The sequence below is a fragment of the Metasolibacillus sp. FSL H7-0170 genome (genome assembly GCF_038593115.1).
In the GTDB taxonomy this organism is placed as follows: Bacteria; Bacillota; Bacilli; order Bacillales_A; family Planococcaceae; genus Metasolibacillus; species Metasolibacillus fluoroglycofenilyticus.
In genome coordinates this window covers 105,308-122,418 of sequence record NZ_CP151964.1, presented here as the reverse complement: position 1 = coordinate 122,418, position 17,111 = coordinate 105,308, and the positions used below count along the sequence as shown (strand labels likewise).

Annotated in this window: 16 protein-coding genes; 3 read left to right on the top strand and 13 right to left on the bottom strand. The window is 39.4% G+C overall.

Features of this window, described 5'->3' with window-relative positions; all coding sequences use genetic code 11:
* Position 1: 1 nt before the first annotated feature.
* The 3 genes from sdhB to MHH70_RS00515 all read right to left on the bottom strand — a co-directional run bounded on the left by sdhB (position 2) and on the right by MHH70_RS00515 (position 3,227).
* Positions 2-781, bottom strand: coding sequence for a succinate dehydrogenase iron-sulfur subunit (sdhB, locus tag MHH70_RS00525; protein ID WP_201261905.1), 780 nt, complete (start codon positions 779-781; stop codon positions 2-4).
* A complete protein-coding gene (gene sdhA / locus MHH70_RS00520) occupies positions 781-2,538 on the bottom strand; it encodes a succinate dehydrogenase flavoprotein subunit (protein ID WP_107942925.1) in 1,758 nt (585 codons plus the stop codon). The genes sdhB and sdhA overlap by 1 nt, the downstream gene beginning before the upstream one ends.
* Positions 2,539-2,612: 74 nt before the next feature.
* On the bottom strand, positions 2,613-3,227 hold the full coding sequence (locus tag MHH70_RS00515; RefSeq protein WP_066162288.1) for a succinate dehydrogenase cytochrome b558 subunit: 615 nt from the start codon (positions 3,225-3,227) through the stop codon (positions 2,613-2,615).
* A 269-nt stretch (positions 3,228-3,496) separates the two neighbouring features.
* On the opposite strand from MHH70_RS00515, the gene MHH70_RS00510 reads away from it, so the two are divergent.
* The gene (locus MHH70_RS00510; RefSeq protein ID WP_066162286.1) at positions 3,497-3,913 is read left to right on the top strand and encodes a YslB family protein; all 417 of its coding nucleotides are present in this window, start codon (positions 3,497-3,499) and stop codon (positions 3,911-3,913) included.
* Positions 3,914-4,055: 142 nt separating this feature from the next.
* On the opposite strand, the gene uvrC is transcribed toward MHH70_RS00510, so the two are convergent.
* From uvrC to MHH70_RS00495, 3 genes are all read right to left on the bottom strand, one after another.
* Complete coding sequence (gene uvrC / locus MHH70_RS00505; RefSeq protein ID WP_342473235.1) at positions 4,056-5,849, bottom strand: excinuclease ABC subunit UvrC; 1,794 nt, start codon at positions 5,847-5,849, stop codon at positions 4,056-4,058.
* A 193-nt stretch (positions 5,850-6,042) separates the two neighbouring features.
* On the bottom strand, positions 6,043-6,357 hold the full coding sequence (gene trxA / locus MHH70_RS00500; protein WP_066162279.1) for a thioredoxin: 315 nt from the start codon (positions 6,355-6,357) through the stop codon (positions 6,043-6,045).
* A 98-nt stretch (positions 6,358-6,455) separates the two neighbouring features.
* Positions 6,456-6,950: a GNAT family N-acetyltransferase gene (locus tag MHH70_RS00495; RefSeq protein ID WP_342472235.1), complete on the bottom strand. Its 495-nt coding sequence runs from the start codon at positions 6,948-6,950 to the stop codon at positions 6,456-6,458.
* Between the two features lie 181 nt (positions 6,951-7,131).
* Here MHH70_RS00495 and MHH70_RS00490 point away from each other — a divergent pair, with 181 nt between their 5' ends.
* Together MHH70_RS00490 and MHH70_RS00485 are read left to right on the top strand one after the other, a co-directional pair.
* Complete coding sequence (locus MHH70_RS00490) at positions 7,132-7,650, top strand: sigma-70 family RNA polymerase sigma factor (RefSeq protein WP_342472234.1); 519 nt, start codon at positions 7,132-7,134, stop codon at positions 7,648-7,650.
* Positions 7,643-8,278 carry a hypothetical protein gene (locus MHH70_RS00485; protein WP_342472233.1) on the top strand — a complete coding sequence of 212 codons (636 nt, stop codon included), beginning with the start codon at positions 7,643-7,645 and terminating at the stop codon, positions 8,276-8,278. Before MHH70_RS00490 ends, MHH70_RS00485 begins: the two co-directional genes overlap by 8 nt.
* A gap of 204 nt (positions 8,279-8,482) precedes the next feature.
* Here the strand turns inward: MHH70_RS00485 and MHH70_RS00480 are convergent, their stop codons facing one another.
* The 7 genes from MHH70_RS00480 to MHH70_RS00450 form a co-directional block, all read right to left on the bottom strand.
* Positions 8,483-9,460: an electron transfer flavoprotein subunit alpha/FixB family protein gene (locus MHH70_RS00480; RefSeq protein ID WP_342472232.1), complete on the bottom strand. Its 978-nt coding sequence runs from the start codon at positions 9,458-9,460 to the stop codon at positions 8,483-8,485.
* A 35-nt stretch (positions 9,461-9,495) separates the two neighbouring features.
* Positions 9,496-10,269, bottom strand: coding sequence for an electron transfer flavoprotein subunit beta/FixA family protein (locus MHH70_RS00475; protein WP_342472231.1), 774 nt, complete (start codon positions 10,267-10,269; stop codon positions 9,496-9,498).
* Between the two features lie 205 nt (positions 10,270-10,474).
* Positions 10,475-11,248, bottom strand: a complete 774-nt coding sequence (locus MHH70_RS00470) for an enoyl-CoA hydratase (protein ID WP_342472230.1) — start codon at positions 11,246-11,248, stop codon at positions 10,475-10,477.
* Between the two features lie 16 nt (positions 11,249-11,264).
* Entirely contained in the window at positions 11,265-11,846 is a 582-nt protein-coding gene (locus MHH70_RS00465; protein WP_066162260.1) for a TetR/AcrR family transcriptional regulator, read from the bottom strand.
* 142 nt (positions 11,847-11,988) lie between these two features.
* Positions 11,989-13,677, bottom strand: a complete 1,689-nt coding sequence (locus MHH70_RS00460; protein ID WP_066162258.1) for a long-chain-fatty-acid--CoA ligase — start codon at positions 13,675-13,677, stop codon at positions 11,989-11,991.
* A 640-nt stretch (positions 13,678-14,317) separates the two neighbouring features.
* Complete coding sequence (locus tag MHH70_RS00455; RefSeq protein ID WP_066162255.1) at positions 14,318-14,731, bottom strand: DUF350 domain-containing protein; 414 nt, start codon at positions 14,729-14,731, stop codon at positions 14,318-14,320.
* A 13-nt stretch (positions 14,732-14,744) separates the two neighbouring features.
* A complete protein-coding gene (locus MHH70_RS00450) occupies positions 14,745-17,111 on the bottom strand; it encodes an endonuclease MutS2 (RefSeq protein WP_342472229.1) in 2,367 nt (788 codons plus the stop codon).

Here is a 17,111-nt window from a genome sequence, read left to right as displayed (position 1 = left end):
ATTAGTCTACCATATGGTCAGAACCGAAGAAGTTTCTGAACATTTGAACAGTCGCAGCACGGTTAAGAGCAGCGATTGAAGTTGTTAAAGGAATACCTTTTGGACATGCAGCTACACAGTTTTGTGAGTTACCGCAGTTAGCTAAACCACCGTCGCCCATAATTGCAGCTAAACGTTCGTCTTTATTCATCGCACCTGTTGGGTGTGTGTTGAATAAACGAACTTGTGATAATGGAGCTGGTCCGATAAACGAAGCTTTTTCAGATACGTTCGGACATGCTTCCATACATACACCACATGTCATACATTTAGATAATTCGTAAGCCCATTGACGTTTGCGCTCTGGCATACGTGGACCTTCACCTAAATCATAAGTACCATCAATTGGCACCCATGCTTTTACCTTTTTCAAGGCGTTGAACATACGGCTACGGTCTACTTGTAAGTCGCGAACAACTGGGAAAGTTTTCATTGGCTCTAAACGAATTGGTTGTGCTAATTTATCTACTAATGCCGAGCAAGATTGCTGTGGACGACCGTTAATCACCATCGAACATGCACCACAAACTTCCTCTAAACAGTTCATATCCCAAGTAACAGGCGTTGTTTGTTTACCATCAGCCGTTACAGGATATTTTTGAATATGCATCAAAGCAGAGATAACGTTCATACCGGGACGGTAAGGCACGTTAAATTTTTCTTCACGTGTTGGACCATTTTCCGTATCTTGACGAACAATAATCAGTTCAACCGTTTTACCAGTGTTTACTGCTTCCATCATTAATTATCCCCTTTCGAAGAATAGTCACGTTTACGTGGCGGAATTAATGAAACATCCACTTCTTGGTAAGTAATAATAGGCTCACCCGTTGCTGGATCAAATTTCGCCATTGTTGTTTTCAAGAAGTTTTCATCGTCACGGTTCGGGAAATCAGGTTTATAGTGTGCACCACGAGATTCATTACGCAGTAACGCACCTTTTGTCATAACTTTTGCAAGGTAAAGCATATTCTTTAACTGACGAGTAAAGTGAGCACCTTGGTTTGACCACTTTTGCGTGTCATAAATATTGATATTTTCCCAACGCTCTTGAAGTTCAGTTAATTTCTCGTAAGTTTTCTCTAGGCGGTCGTTATGACGTACCACTGTCATGTTGTCAGTCATCCACTCGCCAAGCTCTTTATGCAATAAGTAGGCATTTTCTGTGCCATCCATTTTCAGGATTGCTTCCCACTTCTCAGTCTCTTCTTTCACATGTGCTTCAAAAATAGTTTCCGGTAAATCCTCTGCATGCTTCTTAAGACCTTTTACATAGTCAACAGCATTTGGTCCTGCAACCATACCACCGTAAATAGCTGATAATAATGAGTTTGCTCCTAAACGGTTTGCACCATGTTGTGAGAAATCACACTCACCAGCAGCAAATAATCCAGGAATTTCTGTCATTTGATTGTAGTCAACCCATAGACCACCCATTGAGTAGTGAACTGCTGGGAAGATTTTCATTGGTAATTTACGTGGGTCATCCCCAACGAATTTTTCATAAATTTCAATGATACCACCAAGTTTTACATCAAGCTCATGTGGATCTTTATGAGAAAGGTCTAAATACACCATGTTTTCGCCGTTAATACCAAGTTTTTGGTTTACGCAAACGTCAAAAATTTCACGTGTTGCAATATCACGTGGTACTAGGTTACCGTATGCTGGATATTTTTCTTCCAAGAAATACCAAGGTTTACCATCTTTATAAGTCCAAACTCGTCCACCTTCACCACGTGCTGATTCAGACATTAGGCGGTTCTTATCATCGCCAGGAATTGCCGTTGGGTGGATTTGAATGAATTCACCATTTGCATAAGATGCACCTTGTTGATATACGATAGAAGCAGCAGAGCCTGTGTTAATTACAGAGTTTGTTGTTTTACCGAAGATAATACCAGGACCACCAGTTGCCATAATGACAGCATCACCACGGAATGCGCGGATTTCTTCTTTTACTAAATCTTGTGCTACGATACCGCGGCATACGCCATCATCATCAAGTACAGCACCAAGGAATTCCCAATGTTCATATTTTGTTACTAAACCAGCAACTTCGTGTGCACGAACCTGCTCGTCTAGTGCATATAATAATTGTTGACCAGTCGTTGCACCAGCGAACGCTGTGCGGTGCATTAATGTACCTCCGAAACGACGGAAATCAAGTAAACCTTCTGGCGTACGGTTGAACATTACACCCATACGGTCCATTAAGTGAATAATACCAGGTGCTGCGTCACACATAGCTTTTACTGGTGGTTGGTTTGCTAAGAAGTCGCCACCATATACTGTATCGTCAAAGTGAATCCAAGGAGAGTCCCCTTCACCTTTTGTATTTACTGCACCATTAATTCCGCCCTGCGCACAAACAGAGTGTGAGCGTTTAACTGGAACTAATGAGAATAATTCAACTTCAGTGCCTGCTTCAGCAGCCTTAATCGTTGCCATCAAGCCAGCTAAACCGCCACCAACAACGATGATTTTGCTTTTTGCCATGATTTCTTCTCACTCCTCTTTCTTTAGCTAAAACTTCTCTTTCCCCGCTCATTTCAAATAAGCGATTGTTTCGATTAAACGAATGCTAAAATAGCTGCTACACCAACGATGCTTAGAATAGCGAAAATAACCATCGTTACGTAAGTTGCAATTTGTTGTGATTTTGGAGATTGAGTAATACCCCAGCTCACTAAAAATGCCCAGATGCCGTTTGCTAAGTGGAATGTTGCTGATAAAATTCCCACTATGTAGAAACCAAGCATCCATGGCGATGCAACGATTTCCGCCATCATATCGTAGTTTACTTCAGCACCAAGCGCTTTTTGAATACGCGTTTGGAAAATATGCCATGCGATGAATACAACTAGGAAAATACCCGTCATACGTTGAAGACGGAATGCCCAGTTACGAAACGTACTGAAGCGTGACGTATTATTCGTTGCTGTGAATGCAATATACACTCCGTAGAAAGCATGGAACATTAATGGAATATAAATGATTACCCATTCCATTACTAGCAATAGTGCATGTGGAACTAACTCCATCATTCCAGTTGCGCTATTGTAAGTATCTTCACCACCAACTGCAGTGAAGTTCAAAGATAAGTGGAACACCAAAAACAGACCTACTGGAATAATACCTAATAGAGAATGTAAGCGGCGCCATAAAAACTCACGATCTTTTGACAAGACTGTTACCCCCCTTAGTACTTAAAATACGCAAGTCAGGTCGTCACGAAATTGTAAACGTTGTCCATTGACTGCGCATTTCATCATGGTACAATATTATGACATGTTCATTGTACTCTCAACCTACTAGAGCGTCAAGGTAGCTTGCAATAATTCCTTTCTCTCTTTAAGTATTTTTTTTGCTGGTTTATGCATTTTTTTGTTGCGTATTGTCATTTTTTTGCACAATTCAAATGAATAGAAGAAAATTTAGAAAGAGGTTTTTATCAATGGAAACCGGTAATACAAAGATGATCCCTACATTCGGCTATGAAATTATACGTGATTATGTACTGTCCTCTATATTAGGAAAGCATGAAGAAGATGTGCTTTATTGGTCAGGCAAAGAAATAGCTCGAAAGTTTCCACTTTTTTCAATGGAAGAAGCAGCCACTTTTTTCAAGGAGGCCGGCTGGGGAACATTAACACTAGAAAAAGAAACGAAAGATAGCCGTACATATATTTTGACAGGTGATGCCGATATTTTAAGATTCGATAGCCGCTGCTTCCGCCTTGAAGCAGGTTTTTTAGCGCAGCAGCTACAACATCAAATTGGCTTTTTAACAGAATGCTATGATGAAAAAAATAGCAAAAAGCAACTTGTTCAGTTTCAATTAAAATCAGATTTAAAGGAAGTAATTAAGTAAAGAGTGTCCAAAAAGCCGTGCATAGCCGGCATTTTGGACGCTCTCTTTGTAATAGAGGAGTTACAATGAAATAATAAAAATCTCGCTTTTATTTGCGATTCCAACATATTCTCAATTCCTTAATAGTTAAAAGCACTCCCTACTACTCGCTCTTCTTCTTTGCTTCCTCTTGAAAATACGTATAAATTTTTTCCGCTAGCGCCTGTGGAATGCGCTGTGCTGCCAGCTCCTCAACAGTTGCTTCGCGAATTTTCTTTACTGAGCCAAATGCCTTTAATAGCTGTTGCTTGCGCTTCGGTCCAATACCTTCAATATTATCAAGTACTGATTTAATGGCGTTTGTGCCATGCTGCTGACGTAAAAATGTAATAGCAAAGCGGTGTACTTCATCCTGAATGCGCTGTAGCAAATAGAAGCTATCACTTGTCCGCTTTAACACAATTGGCACTGGTGGATCACCAAATAAAAGCTGTGATGTGTTGTGTTTTTCATCCTTCGCGAGCCCTGCGATTGGAATATACAAGCCAAGCTCATCCTCAATCACTTCACGCGCAACCTCCATCTGCCCTTTACCACCATCGATAACGATTAAATCAGGCAGCGGCAAATTTTCCTTTAACACGCGCGTATAGCGACGACGAATAACTTCCTGCATCGCACCATAATCGTCATGGCTTGCTGTTTCTCTTAGCTTATATTTACGATATTCTTTCTTGGCAGGCTTGCCATCAATGAAAACAACCATTGCAGAAACAGCATCAGCTCCATGCATATGGCTATTATCAAACGCTTCAATACGCAATGGCGAAGCAATACCCATCGCCTCACCTAGCGTCTCACAAGCGCCGACAGTACGTACTTCCTGTCTTTCGATTAGCTGGAATTTTTCATGTATTCCAATCTCAGCATTTTTCATCGCCATATCCACTAGCTCTTTTTTGGCTCCGCGCTTTGGAATTACCACGCGGACTTCAAGTAAGCTTTCGAGCAATTTTTCATCAATTGTAGAAGGAATAAATATTTCCTTCGGCTTTAAATGCTTCGTTTCCTCATAAAAGCGACCGACAAATGTTAAAAATTCCTCTTCTGGGTCACGATAAATTGGAAAAATAGAAACATCGCGCTCGATTAATTTTCCTTGTCGCACAAACAGTACTTGCACACACATCCAGCCTTTTTCCACTGCATAGCCAAATACATCTCGATTTGATAAATCTTTCGTTATAATTTTTTGCTTTTGCATAATCGCCTCAATATGCGTAATTTGGTCGCGGAATTCCTTTGCTCTTTCAAATTGTAGCTGTTCTGCCGCTTCATACATTTGACGCTCTAAACTTTGCTTCACTTCGACATAATCACCATTTAAAAATTTAGCAATTTCCTCTGCCATTTCACGATAAATTTGCGGTTCAATTTCCTTTACGCAGGGTGCTAAACATTGTCCCAAATGGTAATATAAGCATACTTGGGCTGGCAGTTGCGCACATTTTCTTAGCGGATAAATGCGGTCTAAAAGTTTGCGCGTTTCATTCGCCGCATAAGCGTTCGGATATGGACCGAAATATTTTGCCTTATCTTTGCTAATTTTACGCGTCGTTAAAATGCGCGGGTATTTTTCATTTGTAATTTTAATATACGGATACGTTTTATCATCTGTCAGCATAATATTATATTTTGGATCGTATTGCTTGATTAAGTTTAACTCTAGCATTAAGGCTTCTAAGTCAGAAGCTGTAACGATATATTCAAAATCCTCAATTTCACTGACTAGGCGCTGTGTTTTGCCATCATGTGTCCCCGAAAAATAAGAGCGAACACGGTTTTTTAATATTTTTGCCTTACCTACATAAATCACCGTTCCCTGTCGGTCCTTCATTAAGTAGCAGCCTGGCTCATCTGGTAAAATAGCTAGTTTGTTTTGAATAATCTCATTCATCATTTTATCACCTATACTTTGTCATATAGCGTTATCATCACGAAGGGGGCGCCCGAAAATTCTTTTTTGGACGCCCCCTTTGCGACGAGGATAGTGTGTTACTATCGGCAGGAACAATAGTTTTCAGCAAATATTTAACATATAAGCTATAGGTGTCCGAAAAGATAATACTTTTCGGACACCCTTTTTCTCATTATTTGTTTGAATCGATAAAGTCGATTAAAGCTTCTTTCGGTTGGAAACCAGCTGTTTTCGCTTTTAATTCGCCATCTACAAATAATAGTAATGACGGAATCGACATAATTTGGTACTCTGCTGCTGTCACTTGGTTGTTATCAACATCTACTTTGACAATTTTCACATCGTTACCGATTTCTGCATCCAATTCCTCTAGAACAGGTGCAATCATTTTACACGGGCCACACCATGTTGCCCAAAAATCTACAAGAACAACGCCATTAGCGATTTCTTGTGCAAAGTTTTGATCTGTTGCTTGTATAATTGCCATTTTAAATAGCCTCCTTCACTAACATCTGCCTGTAGTATAGCATGTTTAAAATACCAATAACAGTGAATTGCTCATATTAGTCTTGTCCTTTTATTTGCTTAGTAAATACTGTATTGATATTGAACCAATGTCACTTCTTCATTGCAATACAGCTCACTACCTATGCGACTGATTTCTTTAAAGCCAAATTTCTGCAACATGTTTTGTGAGCGAAGATTTGTCGCATGTGTTTCCCCTTTGAATATTGTAATATTCAAATTATCAGCGCCATAATCTATAAGCTGTTTAACCACTTTCGTGCCTAGCCCGATCCCCCAAAGACTCCTATCCCCAATCGCTACTCCAATTTCCGCTTGCTGGTCATGTATTTCAGCTAAATCTGCGTAGCCAATAAGTATTCCTTTATATTCAATTCCAAGGCGAATAAACGACGGGCTATTTATATGTAAGCAGCGCTCCCACCATGCAGCGAGATCAGCCTCTTGGCGCTCTATTTCCCAGCCATTTGCCGCACAAAACTCTGGGTCTTTGCTCCATATTAATACATAGGGGAAGTCAGCCTGTTGCAGAGATCTAAGTGTAATAGTATCCATTAACATAATCACCTACTTTCAAAGTAATATGACTAGTAAAAACTTAAGAAAATTTACAAAAACCGAATGTTTCCAGTTCAGTTTTATAGTAAGCACTTAAATTTCAATAGCACAAAATAAAAAATACCCAAACTTTCTTGTATTAAGAATCGTTTAACATATAAAGAAAGGGGTGCGATACTTGTTAACTATTCACAATTTAAAAGAAATAATGAATCTCTATACAGAATCCTTAATACGATTAGCATATTACTACGTAAAGGATCGCCATGTAGCAGAAGATATTGTACAGGAAGTATTTATTAAAATATATCATCATCCAGATAAATATGAAGAACGTGGACAATTACAAGCTTATTTATATAAGATGACAGCAAATAAAAGCAAGGATTACTTAAGAAGTTGGTCTTATAAAAAAGTACAACTGCAAAATAAAATTTTCCCCTCGACTAGTAAAATGGAGCCAGATGAATTAGTAAGAAAAGATGAAGAAGCTATAGTAGCAGAGGCAATCCTTGAATTACCATTAAAACAAAGAGAGGTACTCATTTATTTTTATTTTAATGAAATGAATATTAAAGATATAGCAAGTATTTTGTCTATTCCAGAAAGTACGGTAAAAACGCGATTAAGAAGGAGCAAAGAGCTATTAAAGAATAAATTGAAGGATATTCAATGGGAGGTGCTTTTAAATGAATAACTATACACCTACTGAAATAAAAGACTTACAAGCCATTAAACAACGTGTGATGCATAATGTTTTACAAGAGATAGAAAGAGGTCCACAAAAGCCCATATATAAATGGAGATTTATTATGCTAAGTGCCATTTTAACAATCAGCTCTATTCTTTTTATCGTCAATCAGATGTTTATAATTGATAAACATGCCACAAAAGTCGACCTCACTGAACCCATATTTTATGAGGAGCAAGGCTTATTTTATTTACATGGTATCACGTTAGGTGATTCTCCATCAAAACTAATGGAAACTTTAGGTGAAAATTATACTACTGAATTTTTTGAGGATGGCAATAATGCTGATCTTATATTAGATTATGAAGGCGATGCGAGATTTTATTTTGTACAGGGGAAATTAAAATCTCTCATCCTTATGGGGGTAGATGAAAGGCGTTTTGATGAAGTATTTACTCATTATAATGGAACAAAATTTACGAATAATGATACTCGTTTCATTTATTCAAGTGAAACGTCCCATATAATAAAAGCCGAATATACGCCCTATGGATTATATGTATATTTAGTGTATATTGATCCAGACTTTGCAAAAACGAAAGAATTTCTAGATCAATTAAACAATTCGGATTAAAATGAAATTAAACAACCAGCCGCCGGTTCAATACCGTCAACTGGTTTTAAAATAAGGTGTTTTCTTACTGTCTCAAAAATGATACTCAGTGCCCTGTTTATTGAGCTTTTTAATTATTCAATTCTTTAAATGAAAATGACCTTTTCTCCATTTCAATAAAAATGCAAATAGCTGTAGGGAAGTGTTTCCCCTACAGCCTCTTTATTAAGCGTTCGCCTTCAACGCTTTAAATTCTTCAATTAACATCGGTACAACTTCGAATAGGTCGCCGACGATACCGTAGTCTGCTACTTTGAAAATATTTGCTTCTGGGTCTTTATTGATTGCTACAATTACTTTCGAGTTTGACATACCAGCTAAATGTTGGATTGCGCCCGAAATACCTGCAGCAATGTAAAGGTCTGGTGTTACGACTTTACCTGTTTGACCGATTTGTAAAGAGTAATCACAGTATTCTGCATCACATGCACCACGTGAAGCCCCTACTGCGCCACCTAATAAATTAGCAAGCTCTTTTAATGGCTCGAAGCCCTCTTCAGACTTCACACCACGACCACCAGCAACAACTACTTTCGCCTCTGATAAATCAACACCCTCTGCTGATTTGCGTACAACTTCTTTAATAATTGTACGTAAATTTGTAATTTCAACAGCTAATGAGGATACATTACCTGAGCGGCCTGCGTCTTTAGCAAGCGGTGCAATATTGTTTGGACGAATCGTTACGAATACAATGTCCTCTTTTACTTTTACTTTTTCAAATGCTTTTCCAGAGTAAATTGGACGGATAAATAATGCGCTATCGCCAGCACCTTCGATTTCCGTTACGTCTGATACAAGACCCGATTGCAATTTAGAAGCGATTTTTGGCGATAAATCTTTCCCTAATGCCGTATGACCGAAAACGATTGCCTCTGGGCTTTCTTCACCTACAACAGCCATAAATGCTTGGCTATAACCATCTGATGTATATGATTTTAAGTGTGGATGTTCAACTGTTACAACGCGGTCTGCGCCATATGCTACTAACTCATTTGCTACATCCGCTACTGCATCCCCAATTAATACACCAACGATTTCTCCACCGTCAGCGATTTGCTTTGCTGCCGCAATTGCCTCGAACGATACGTTACGTAGGCTTCCTTCACGAACTTCCCCTAATACTAACACTTTTTTTGACATGCTATTCCCTCCGTTACCTTTGTTATGACCGAAAATTAGACAACTTTCGCTTCTGTGTGTAGTAAGTTTACAAGCTCTTTAACTTGCGCTTGTAATTCGCCTTCTAAAATGCGTCCTGCCGCTTTTTGTGGCGGTAAGTAGATTTCTACTGTTTCCACTTTTACTTCTACATCATCTTCATCGATATCTAAGTCATCAAGCTCAAGCTCTTCTAATGGCTTTTTCTTTGCTTTCATAATACCTGGTAAAGATGGGTAGCGTGGCTCATTTAGACCTTGCTGAGCTGTTACTAATAAAGGTAATGAAGTTTCTAATACTTCTGAGTCCCCTTCAATATCACGTACGATTTTCACGTTTGTACCGTCGATTTCTAAGCTTGTAATTGTCGTTACATAGTTGATGCCTAGAAGGTCAGCTAAACGAGGTCCTACTTGACCAGAGCCGCCATCAATCGCAACATTACCTGCTAAAATTAAATCTGCTTCTTTATCTTTTAAATATTCTGCTAGAATATAAGCTGATGTGTATTGATCTAAATCGTCTAAATCATCTTCTGTATTGATTAATACCGCTTCATCTGCCCCCATAGCTAATGCTGTGCGCAGTTGTTTCTCGGCATCTTCTCCGCCAATTGTTATTACCGTTACTTTCCCGCCTAATGCATCACGCTTTTGAATTGCTTCTTCAATTGCGTATTCATCATACGGATTAATGATAAATTCAGCACCATCTTCTTGAATTTGGCCACCTGATACAACGATTTTTTCCTCTGTGTCAAACGTGCGTTTCACTAATACATAAATATTCATTTTACAGACCTCCGAAAGCTTATTTATTATGGTTCAGTATTAGATACCTTTCCTACAAGTAAAGTGGTAAATATCAATGTTTCTTCCTCGTTCAGTGAGCGCTTGGACACCCATTGAACCAAAGCGAATGTGACGGTTTTAGGTTAACTTCTCCGCCACCAAGCTCGAAAAAAATCCGCACGCAATTACGCTAGGGCGTAATTGATTATTTACCTTTAAAAACTGGTTGACGTTTTTCAATAAATGCTTGTATTCCTTCTTTTGCATCCTCTGATACGAAAACTGTGCCAAAGCTTTCTGCCTCTGCTGCTGCACCTTCGTAGAACGATGCCGTTTTAGCATATTGCAGCATAGCAATTGCCGCCTTAAGCGCAACAGGGCTTTTCTTTGCAATTTTCTTCGCAATTTCAAGTGTTTTTGGTAATAATTCTTCATCCGTAAATGCTTGATTTGCTAATCCCCACTGGACAGCCTCTGTTCCAGTGATTGGCTCAGATGTAAACAGCATTTCTGCCGCCTTTGCAAACCCGACATAACGTGGCAAGCGCTGTGTCCCAGCAAAGCCTGGAATTAAGCCAAGCTGTAGCTCTGGTAGCCCTAGCTTTGCCCCCTCTGTCACAAAGCGTAAATGACAGCCCATCGCAAGCTCTAACCCACCGCCTAATGCTGCGCCATGGATTGCCGCAATAACTGGTTTCGGGAATGTTTCCAATCGCTCAAACACATTTTGTCCATGCACGGCTAATTTAGCAAATTCTGCACCTGATGATACTTCTGTAAACTCTTTAATATCTGCACCCGCAGAGAAAAAGCGACCTTCACCGTGCAGCACGATAACACGTACATTGTCATCTTGCTCTACCTTATCGAGTAATTCATTCACTTCGGCAATCATTCCTCGTGATAAGGCATTAGCGGGTGGGCGCTGAATCTTTACAATCGCTACCCCTTCGTCTATTGTCCAATTGAGATATTCCATTCTCCCATACACCCCTTTAAGCTTTTAAGCCATGCAGTAGTAATTGCTGCACTTTTGGCGCTTGTTCAAGTAAATTATAGCGATAGTCGTTCATTACCCAAGTTGTTGTAATTTCATCTATTGTACCGAATACCATTTGACGTGCTACTCGCACATCCATTGCAGAATTAAATTCGCCTGATACCATGCCCTCGATTAGAATTTCATCGAGGAGCTTTAGATACTCCTTTAAAATCGCGTTGATTTTTAAGCGGATTTCCTTGTTGGATTGACGCAATTCTAATTGTGTTACTGTAGCTAGATGATGATCACTTGCCAATACTGAAAAATGGCTTTCAATCATTCGGCATAATTTCTCCGAAGAGGTTTCACCACTTTTTAAAATTTCTTGCAAATTTTCAACGAATACGACCATCTTTTCTTGAAAGACAGAAATTAAAATGTCCTCTTTATTTTTAAAATAAAGATAAATTGTTCCGTCCGCCACGCCAGCTTGTTTGGCAATTTTAGAAACTTGTGCCTGATGGTAGCCATTTTCAGCAATTGCAATAACAGCAGCATCAATAATTTGTTTATATTTTGGCTTATTGCGCTTCATGTTTATCACCACCAGTAAAAAATCAATTATGCTTTGAATTCATCTGCTGATTATCCAAAACAAAAACATGAATGACCATTCATTCATGTTTTTATATTATTATTTATTGTACTATGTGTCAAGTAGCTAATCCAACATTTTCTTATGCTTCTTTCACAGCTAGCTTTTGCTTTTCTTCGTCAATTAATGAGCGGCGTAAAATTTTTCCGACTGCTGTTTTTGGCAGTTCTTTTCGGAACTCATAATGACGGGGTACTTTAAAGGCAGCTAAACTTTTACGGCAGTATTCGTCCAATTGCTCCTCGCTTACTGAATAGCCCTCTTTTAATACAACATATGCCTTTACTGTTTCACCACGATATGGGTCAGGAATACCTGCCACTACACATTCCTGTATTGCTTCATGCTCATATAATACTTCCTCTATTTCACGTGGATAAATATTAAAGCCACCTGCGATAATCATATCTTTTTTACGGTCAACCACATAGAAATAACCGTTTTCATCCATATAGCCTAAATCACCTGTTAAAAACCAACCATCATAAAATGACATTGCTGTTTCCTCAGGGCGATTCCAGTAGCCCTTCATCACTTGCGGACCTTTTACCGCAATTTCGCCAATCTCCCCTGGTGGTAATGGTTCATAATCGCCTCCGCGCAAAATAATTGCATCTGTGTTGGGCCATGGTACTCCAATTGAGCCAACAACTCGCTCATGCCATATGAAGTTGGCATGCGTTACTGGAGATGTTTCTGTTAAGCCATAGCCTTCAACAAGCTTTCCACCAGTAATTTTTTCAAATTTCTCTTGCACATCAACAGGCAGTGGAGCGGAGCCACTTAAACATGCTTTAATTGAAGAAAGATCATAATTTTCGATATTCGGCTGGTTCAATAAGCCAATATACATCGTAGGTGCACCTGGGAACAGTGTTGGCTTTTGCTTATCAATCGTTTTTAGCGCTTGCTCAGCATCAAATTTCGGTAATAGCACCATTTTGCTCTTCATCATAACCGCTAAAATTAATACAGTCGTCATACCGTATACATGGAAAAATGGCAATATACCTAAAATGACTTCGTTTCCTTCATCGCTTTGATACATCCATGCATCACACATTTTCGTATTAGCAATTAAGTTTTTATGTGTTAGCATAACCCCTTTTGGTGACCCCGTTGTTCCCCCTGTATATTGCAATAAAGCAATATCTTGTTCAAAATCAAAGTCGAGAGCAATAGGCTGTGGTGAGCTGGATTGCATGATATGTGTAAAGAGATGGTTCGTACCACTGTGCTCTACCTTTACACTAAAGCCATACTGCTTTTTTTGAATAAAAGGATAAACTAAATTTTTCGGGAATGGTAAATAATCTTTAATACCGGTTACAATGACATTTTCTAAAGCGGTTTCTTTTATAATCTTCATCGCTCGTGGATATAAAATATCCATTACTAAAAGTACTTTAGCACCGGAATCAGCCATTTGATATTGAAGCTCACGTTCGGTATAAAGCGGATTTGTTTGAACAACAATACCACCTGCATACATCGTACCATAATAAGCGATAACAGCTTGTGGGCAGTTTGGCAACATTACCGCAACACGGTCATCTTTCTCCACCCCTAGAGAACGTAAATAGTTGGCAAACTTCAAAGCTGATTCATAAAGCTCCTTATATGTTAATTCCTTTCCCATGAAATGCACCGCTATTTTATCAGGATACTCATTGTAAGCTTCCGTTAAAAATTGCTGTACTGGCATTGCTGGTAATTCGATTTCATGCGGAATTTCCTCGGGATACTTCTTTAACCACACCTTCTCTGTCATGACACTCTCCCCTTCACCTAGTATATTATTCATATTCTATTAACAATCATTATAGTGAAAAATGAATGCGTTTACAAATGGTTTTTTGTTATTCTTTTCAAATTCCGCTCGAATATGCAATTTATTTCTTCCTATATCTTATGTAGCTAGAGGGGTTTTAATATCTTTAAGGGAAAAATTATAGCGAATGCTTAATTAAACGTTGATTTCCGTTACGGTTGAAGCCTCCGCTTTTCCCACTGGAGTAGTGCCACCTCCATTTCAATCTGCGAATAGATAGCCTTTCAATAATAATTAAATAACCTTACATTAGAAAAATGAATATCGTTTTATAACAAGAAGTAAAAAAGCCAACTCACACCACACATTCTTTGTGGCAAATTGACTTTTTGTCCTTTTTGAAAAAGGCCTTCTTAATTCGCTGAACCTCGTGTTTCTTTTATTGTTCAAAAGTTCCCTTGCCATCCAGCTAAATGAACACTTTTGAAAAACAGCATCGCAAGCGTCCAAAACGCCAGCAAATGCACGGCTTTTGGACGCCCTTTCCCTATCTCGTCAACATATAATAAATGCCTACCGCAATAAATGCGACACAGACAACCATTAGCACCTTTGCTAATTTCTCCATTTCACAACACTCCTACGCAATACTTGCCCCGATAACAAATGATAGGCCAACCGAAATTGTACAGGAAATAAAGCCGACAGAACGATTGTCCTTAGCAATTTCCTCATCCACTTTAATGAGTGGTGTTAAAAATTCAAATAAAAAATAGGCGAAAATAAGTAATATAAAGCCATATAAGCCCCAACCGAGCATCTCAATTAACGTTGTATGACGCTCAATAGAGTAGCGGAAAATATTACAAATACCCAGAATTTTCCCACCTGTTGCAAGCGCTACTGCCACATTGCCCTTTTTTATTTCTTCCCAATTCTTATACTTCGTTACAACTTCAAATAACACCATTGATACGACTAGACAAAGTACAACAACGCTAAAATAACCCGCTGTTTCTACTAAAGGATGTTGCCAAAATGCTGATGCTAACATAAGCTGTCCCCCTCTATTTCAATTCTACAACTGTCACACCGAATCCGCCTTCTCCTGCTTCGCCGTAGCGGAATGATTTCACACGCTTATGCCCCTTTAAATAGCTTTGAATACCTTGGCGCAATGCCCCTGTCCCTTTTCCATGAATAATGGAGACACGCGGATAATTAGCAAGCAATGCGTCATCTAAATATTTTTCTGTACGAATAAGCGCGTCCTCATAGCGCTCACCACGCAAATCTAATTCTAGCTTTACGAGGCTACCGCGGTTTTTAACATTAGCCATTTGGCGCGTTTGTGATTCTTTTTCGGGTTTAACATATTCTAAATCTGATTCAGGTAGCTTCATTTTTAAAATACCAATTTGAACAACCCACTCATCATTCGACGCTTTTTCCAATAAAACAGCCTTTTGACCATAGCTTATAACCTTTACTTCGTCACCAACAGCTAAATTTTGAGCCCGCTTGCGCTCAGCTGCTACTTTTTGTAGTACTTTATTATCCTGCGGAGCTGTGTCCTCTAAGCGTTTTTTCGCGTCAATTAACTCATGCTCTTTGACAGCACTAGCTGCATTTCTTTTCATTTCGCGAAGCTCTTCAATGATGACCTCTGCTTCACGCTTTGCCTCATCAACAATTTTACGAGCCTTTTCTTTCGCTTTCTTTTCTAGGCTTTCTCTTTTCTCATCATATGTGCGAATGCGCTCCGTTAGCTGCTCATGTAAATAACTTGCCTCTTCCAATAAACCATGTGCTTCCTCGGCTTCACGCTCTGAGCGAACACGGCTTTCTTCTAAAGAAGCAATCATCGATTCCACCTCATGGCGGTCTGTTCCTGTAAACGATTTAGCACGGTCGATTATTGCCTTTTTCAAGCCCAGTCTTGTAGAAATTTCAAAAGCATTTGAACGGCCCGGTACGCCAATTAATAATCGATACGTAGGACTTAATGTTTCAACATCAAATTCTACACTCGCATTTACTACACTTGGACGGTTATAGCCATATGCCTTTAATTCTGGATAATGAGTTGTTGCCATTACGCGTGCGCCATAATCTACGACTTCGTCTAAAATGGCAATCGCAAGTGCTGCCCCCTCTTGTGGGTCAGTACCAGCACCAAGCTCATCAAAAAGCACTAGTGATTTATCATCAAATTTACTTAATATATCAACAATATTCACCATATGTGAGGAAAATGTCGAGAGTGATTGCTCAATCGACTGTTCATCTCCAATATCAGCGAAAATCTGCTCAAAAATTGCGAGCTCTGAGCCATCAAGCGCTGGTACAGGTAAACCTGATTGCGCCATTAACGTACATAAACCAACCGTTTTTAATGTGACGGTTTTACCGCCTGTATTTGGACCCGTAATGACAATCGCCGTTACATCACGACCAAATTCAATCGTATTTGCTACGGCCTCATCAATCGGCAATAGTGGGTGTCTTGCACGCACTAAGCGAATATAGCCATCCGCATTCACTTTTGGCATTGTACACTTATTCGCTTGACCATATTTCCCCTTTGCCAAAATAACATCCATCTCTCCAAGCAGCTGTACAAGGACGAATAAATCATGCCCCACCTCTTCAACTTTAGCAGTTAAAGCAAGTAAAATTCGCTCAACCTCTGCCTGTTCCTTCACTTTTAAACGCTGTACCTCGTTATTTGCTTGAACAACAGCATCTGGCTCAATAAATAATGTTTGTCCAGACGAGGATTGGTCATGGACGATTCCACCGTAATGTGAGCGATACTCCTGCTTCACAGGAATAACAAAACGATCGTTTCGAATGGTAATAATAGAATCAGATAGCATCTTTGCTGCATTTGCACCACGCGTTAAGCTTTCTAGTTTTTGGCGCACCTTCGCTTCCTCTGCACGCAAAGACTGACGAATCGTACGCAATGTTACACTCGCAGAATCAAGCACCGCACCATTTTCATCAATACAATCATTAATTTCATGCTGCAAAGCCGTTAACACTGGCATTTGTTCCTTGCGCTCCACAAAATGCGCAATCGCTATCTCTTCGTCTGCTTCAATATCTTCTATAAAGTTACGCAAAATGCGACTTGCTCGAATCGTACTAGCAATTTCCATTAACTCCATCGGTGAGAGCATACCGCCAATTTGTGCACGCTTAGCATGTGGACGAACATCAAAAATGCCCCCCATCGGCACATTGCCTTTTACGCGTAAAATCGATAGTCCCTCATCCATTTCCTCCAACAGTGCGACTACTGCTTCAAAATCAGTTTCAGGTACTAGCTCCTGAATCGCAGACTTCCCAATTGAGGATGTACAATACTGCGCTACCTGCTGTCGTATTTTATCAAATTCTAGTGTTTTCAATGCTCGTTGTTCGATCAT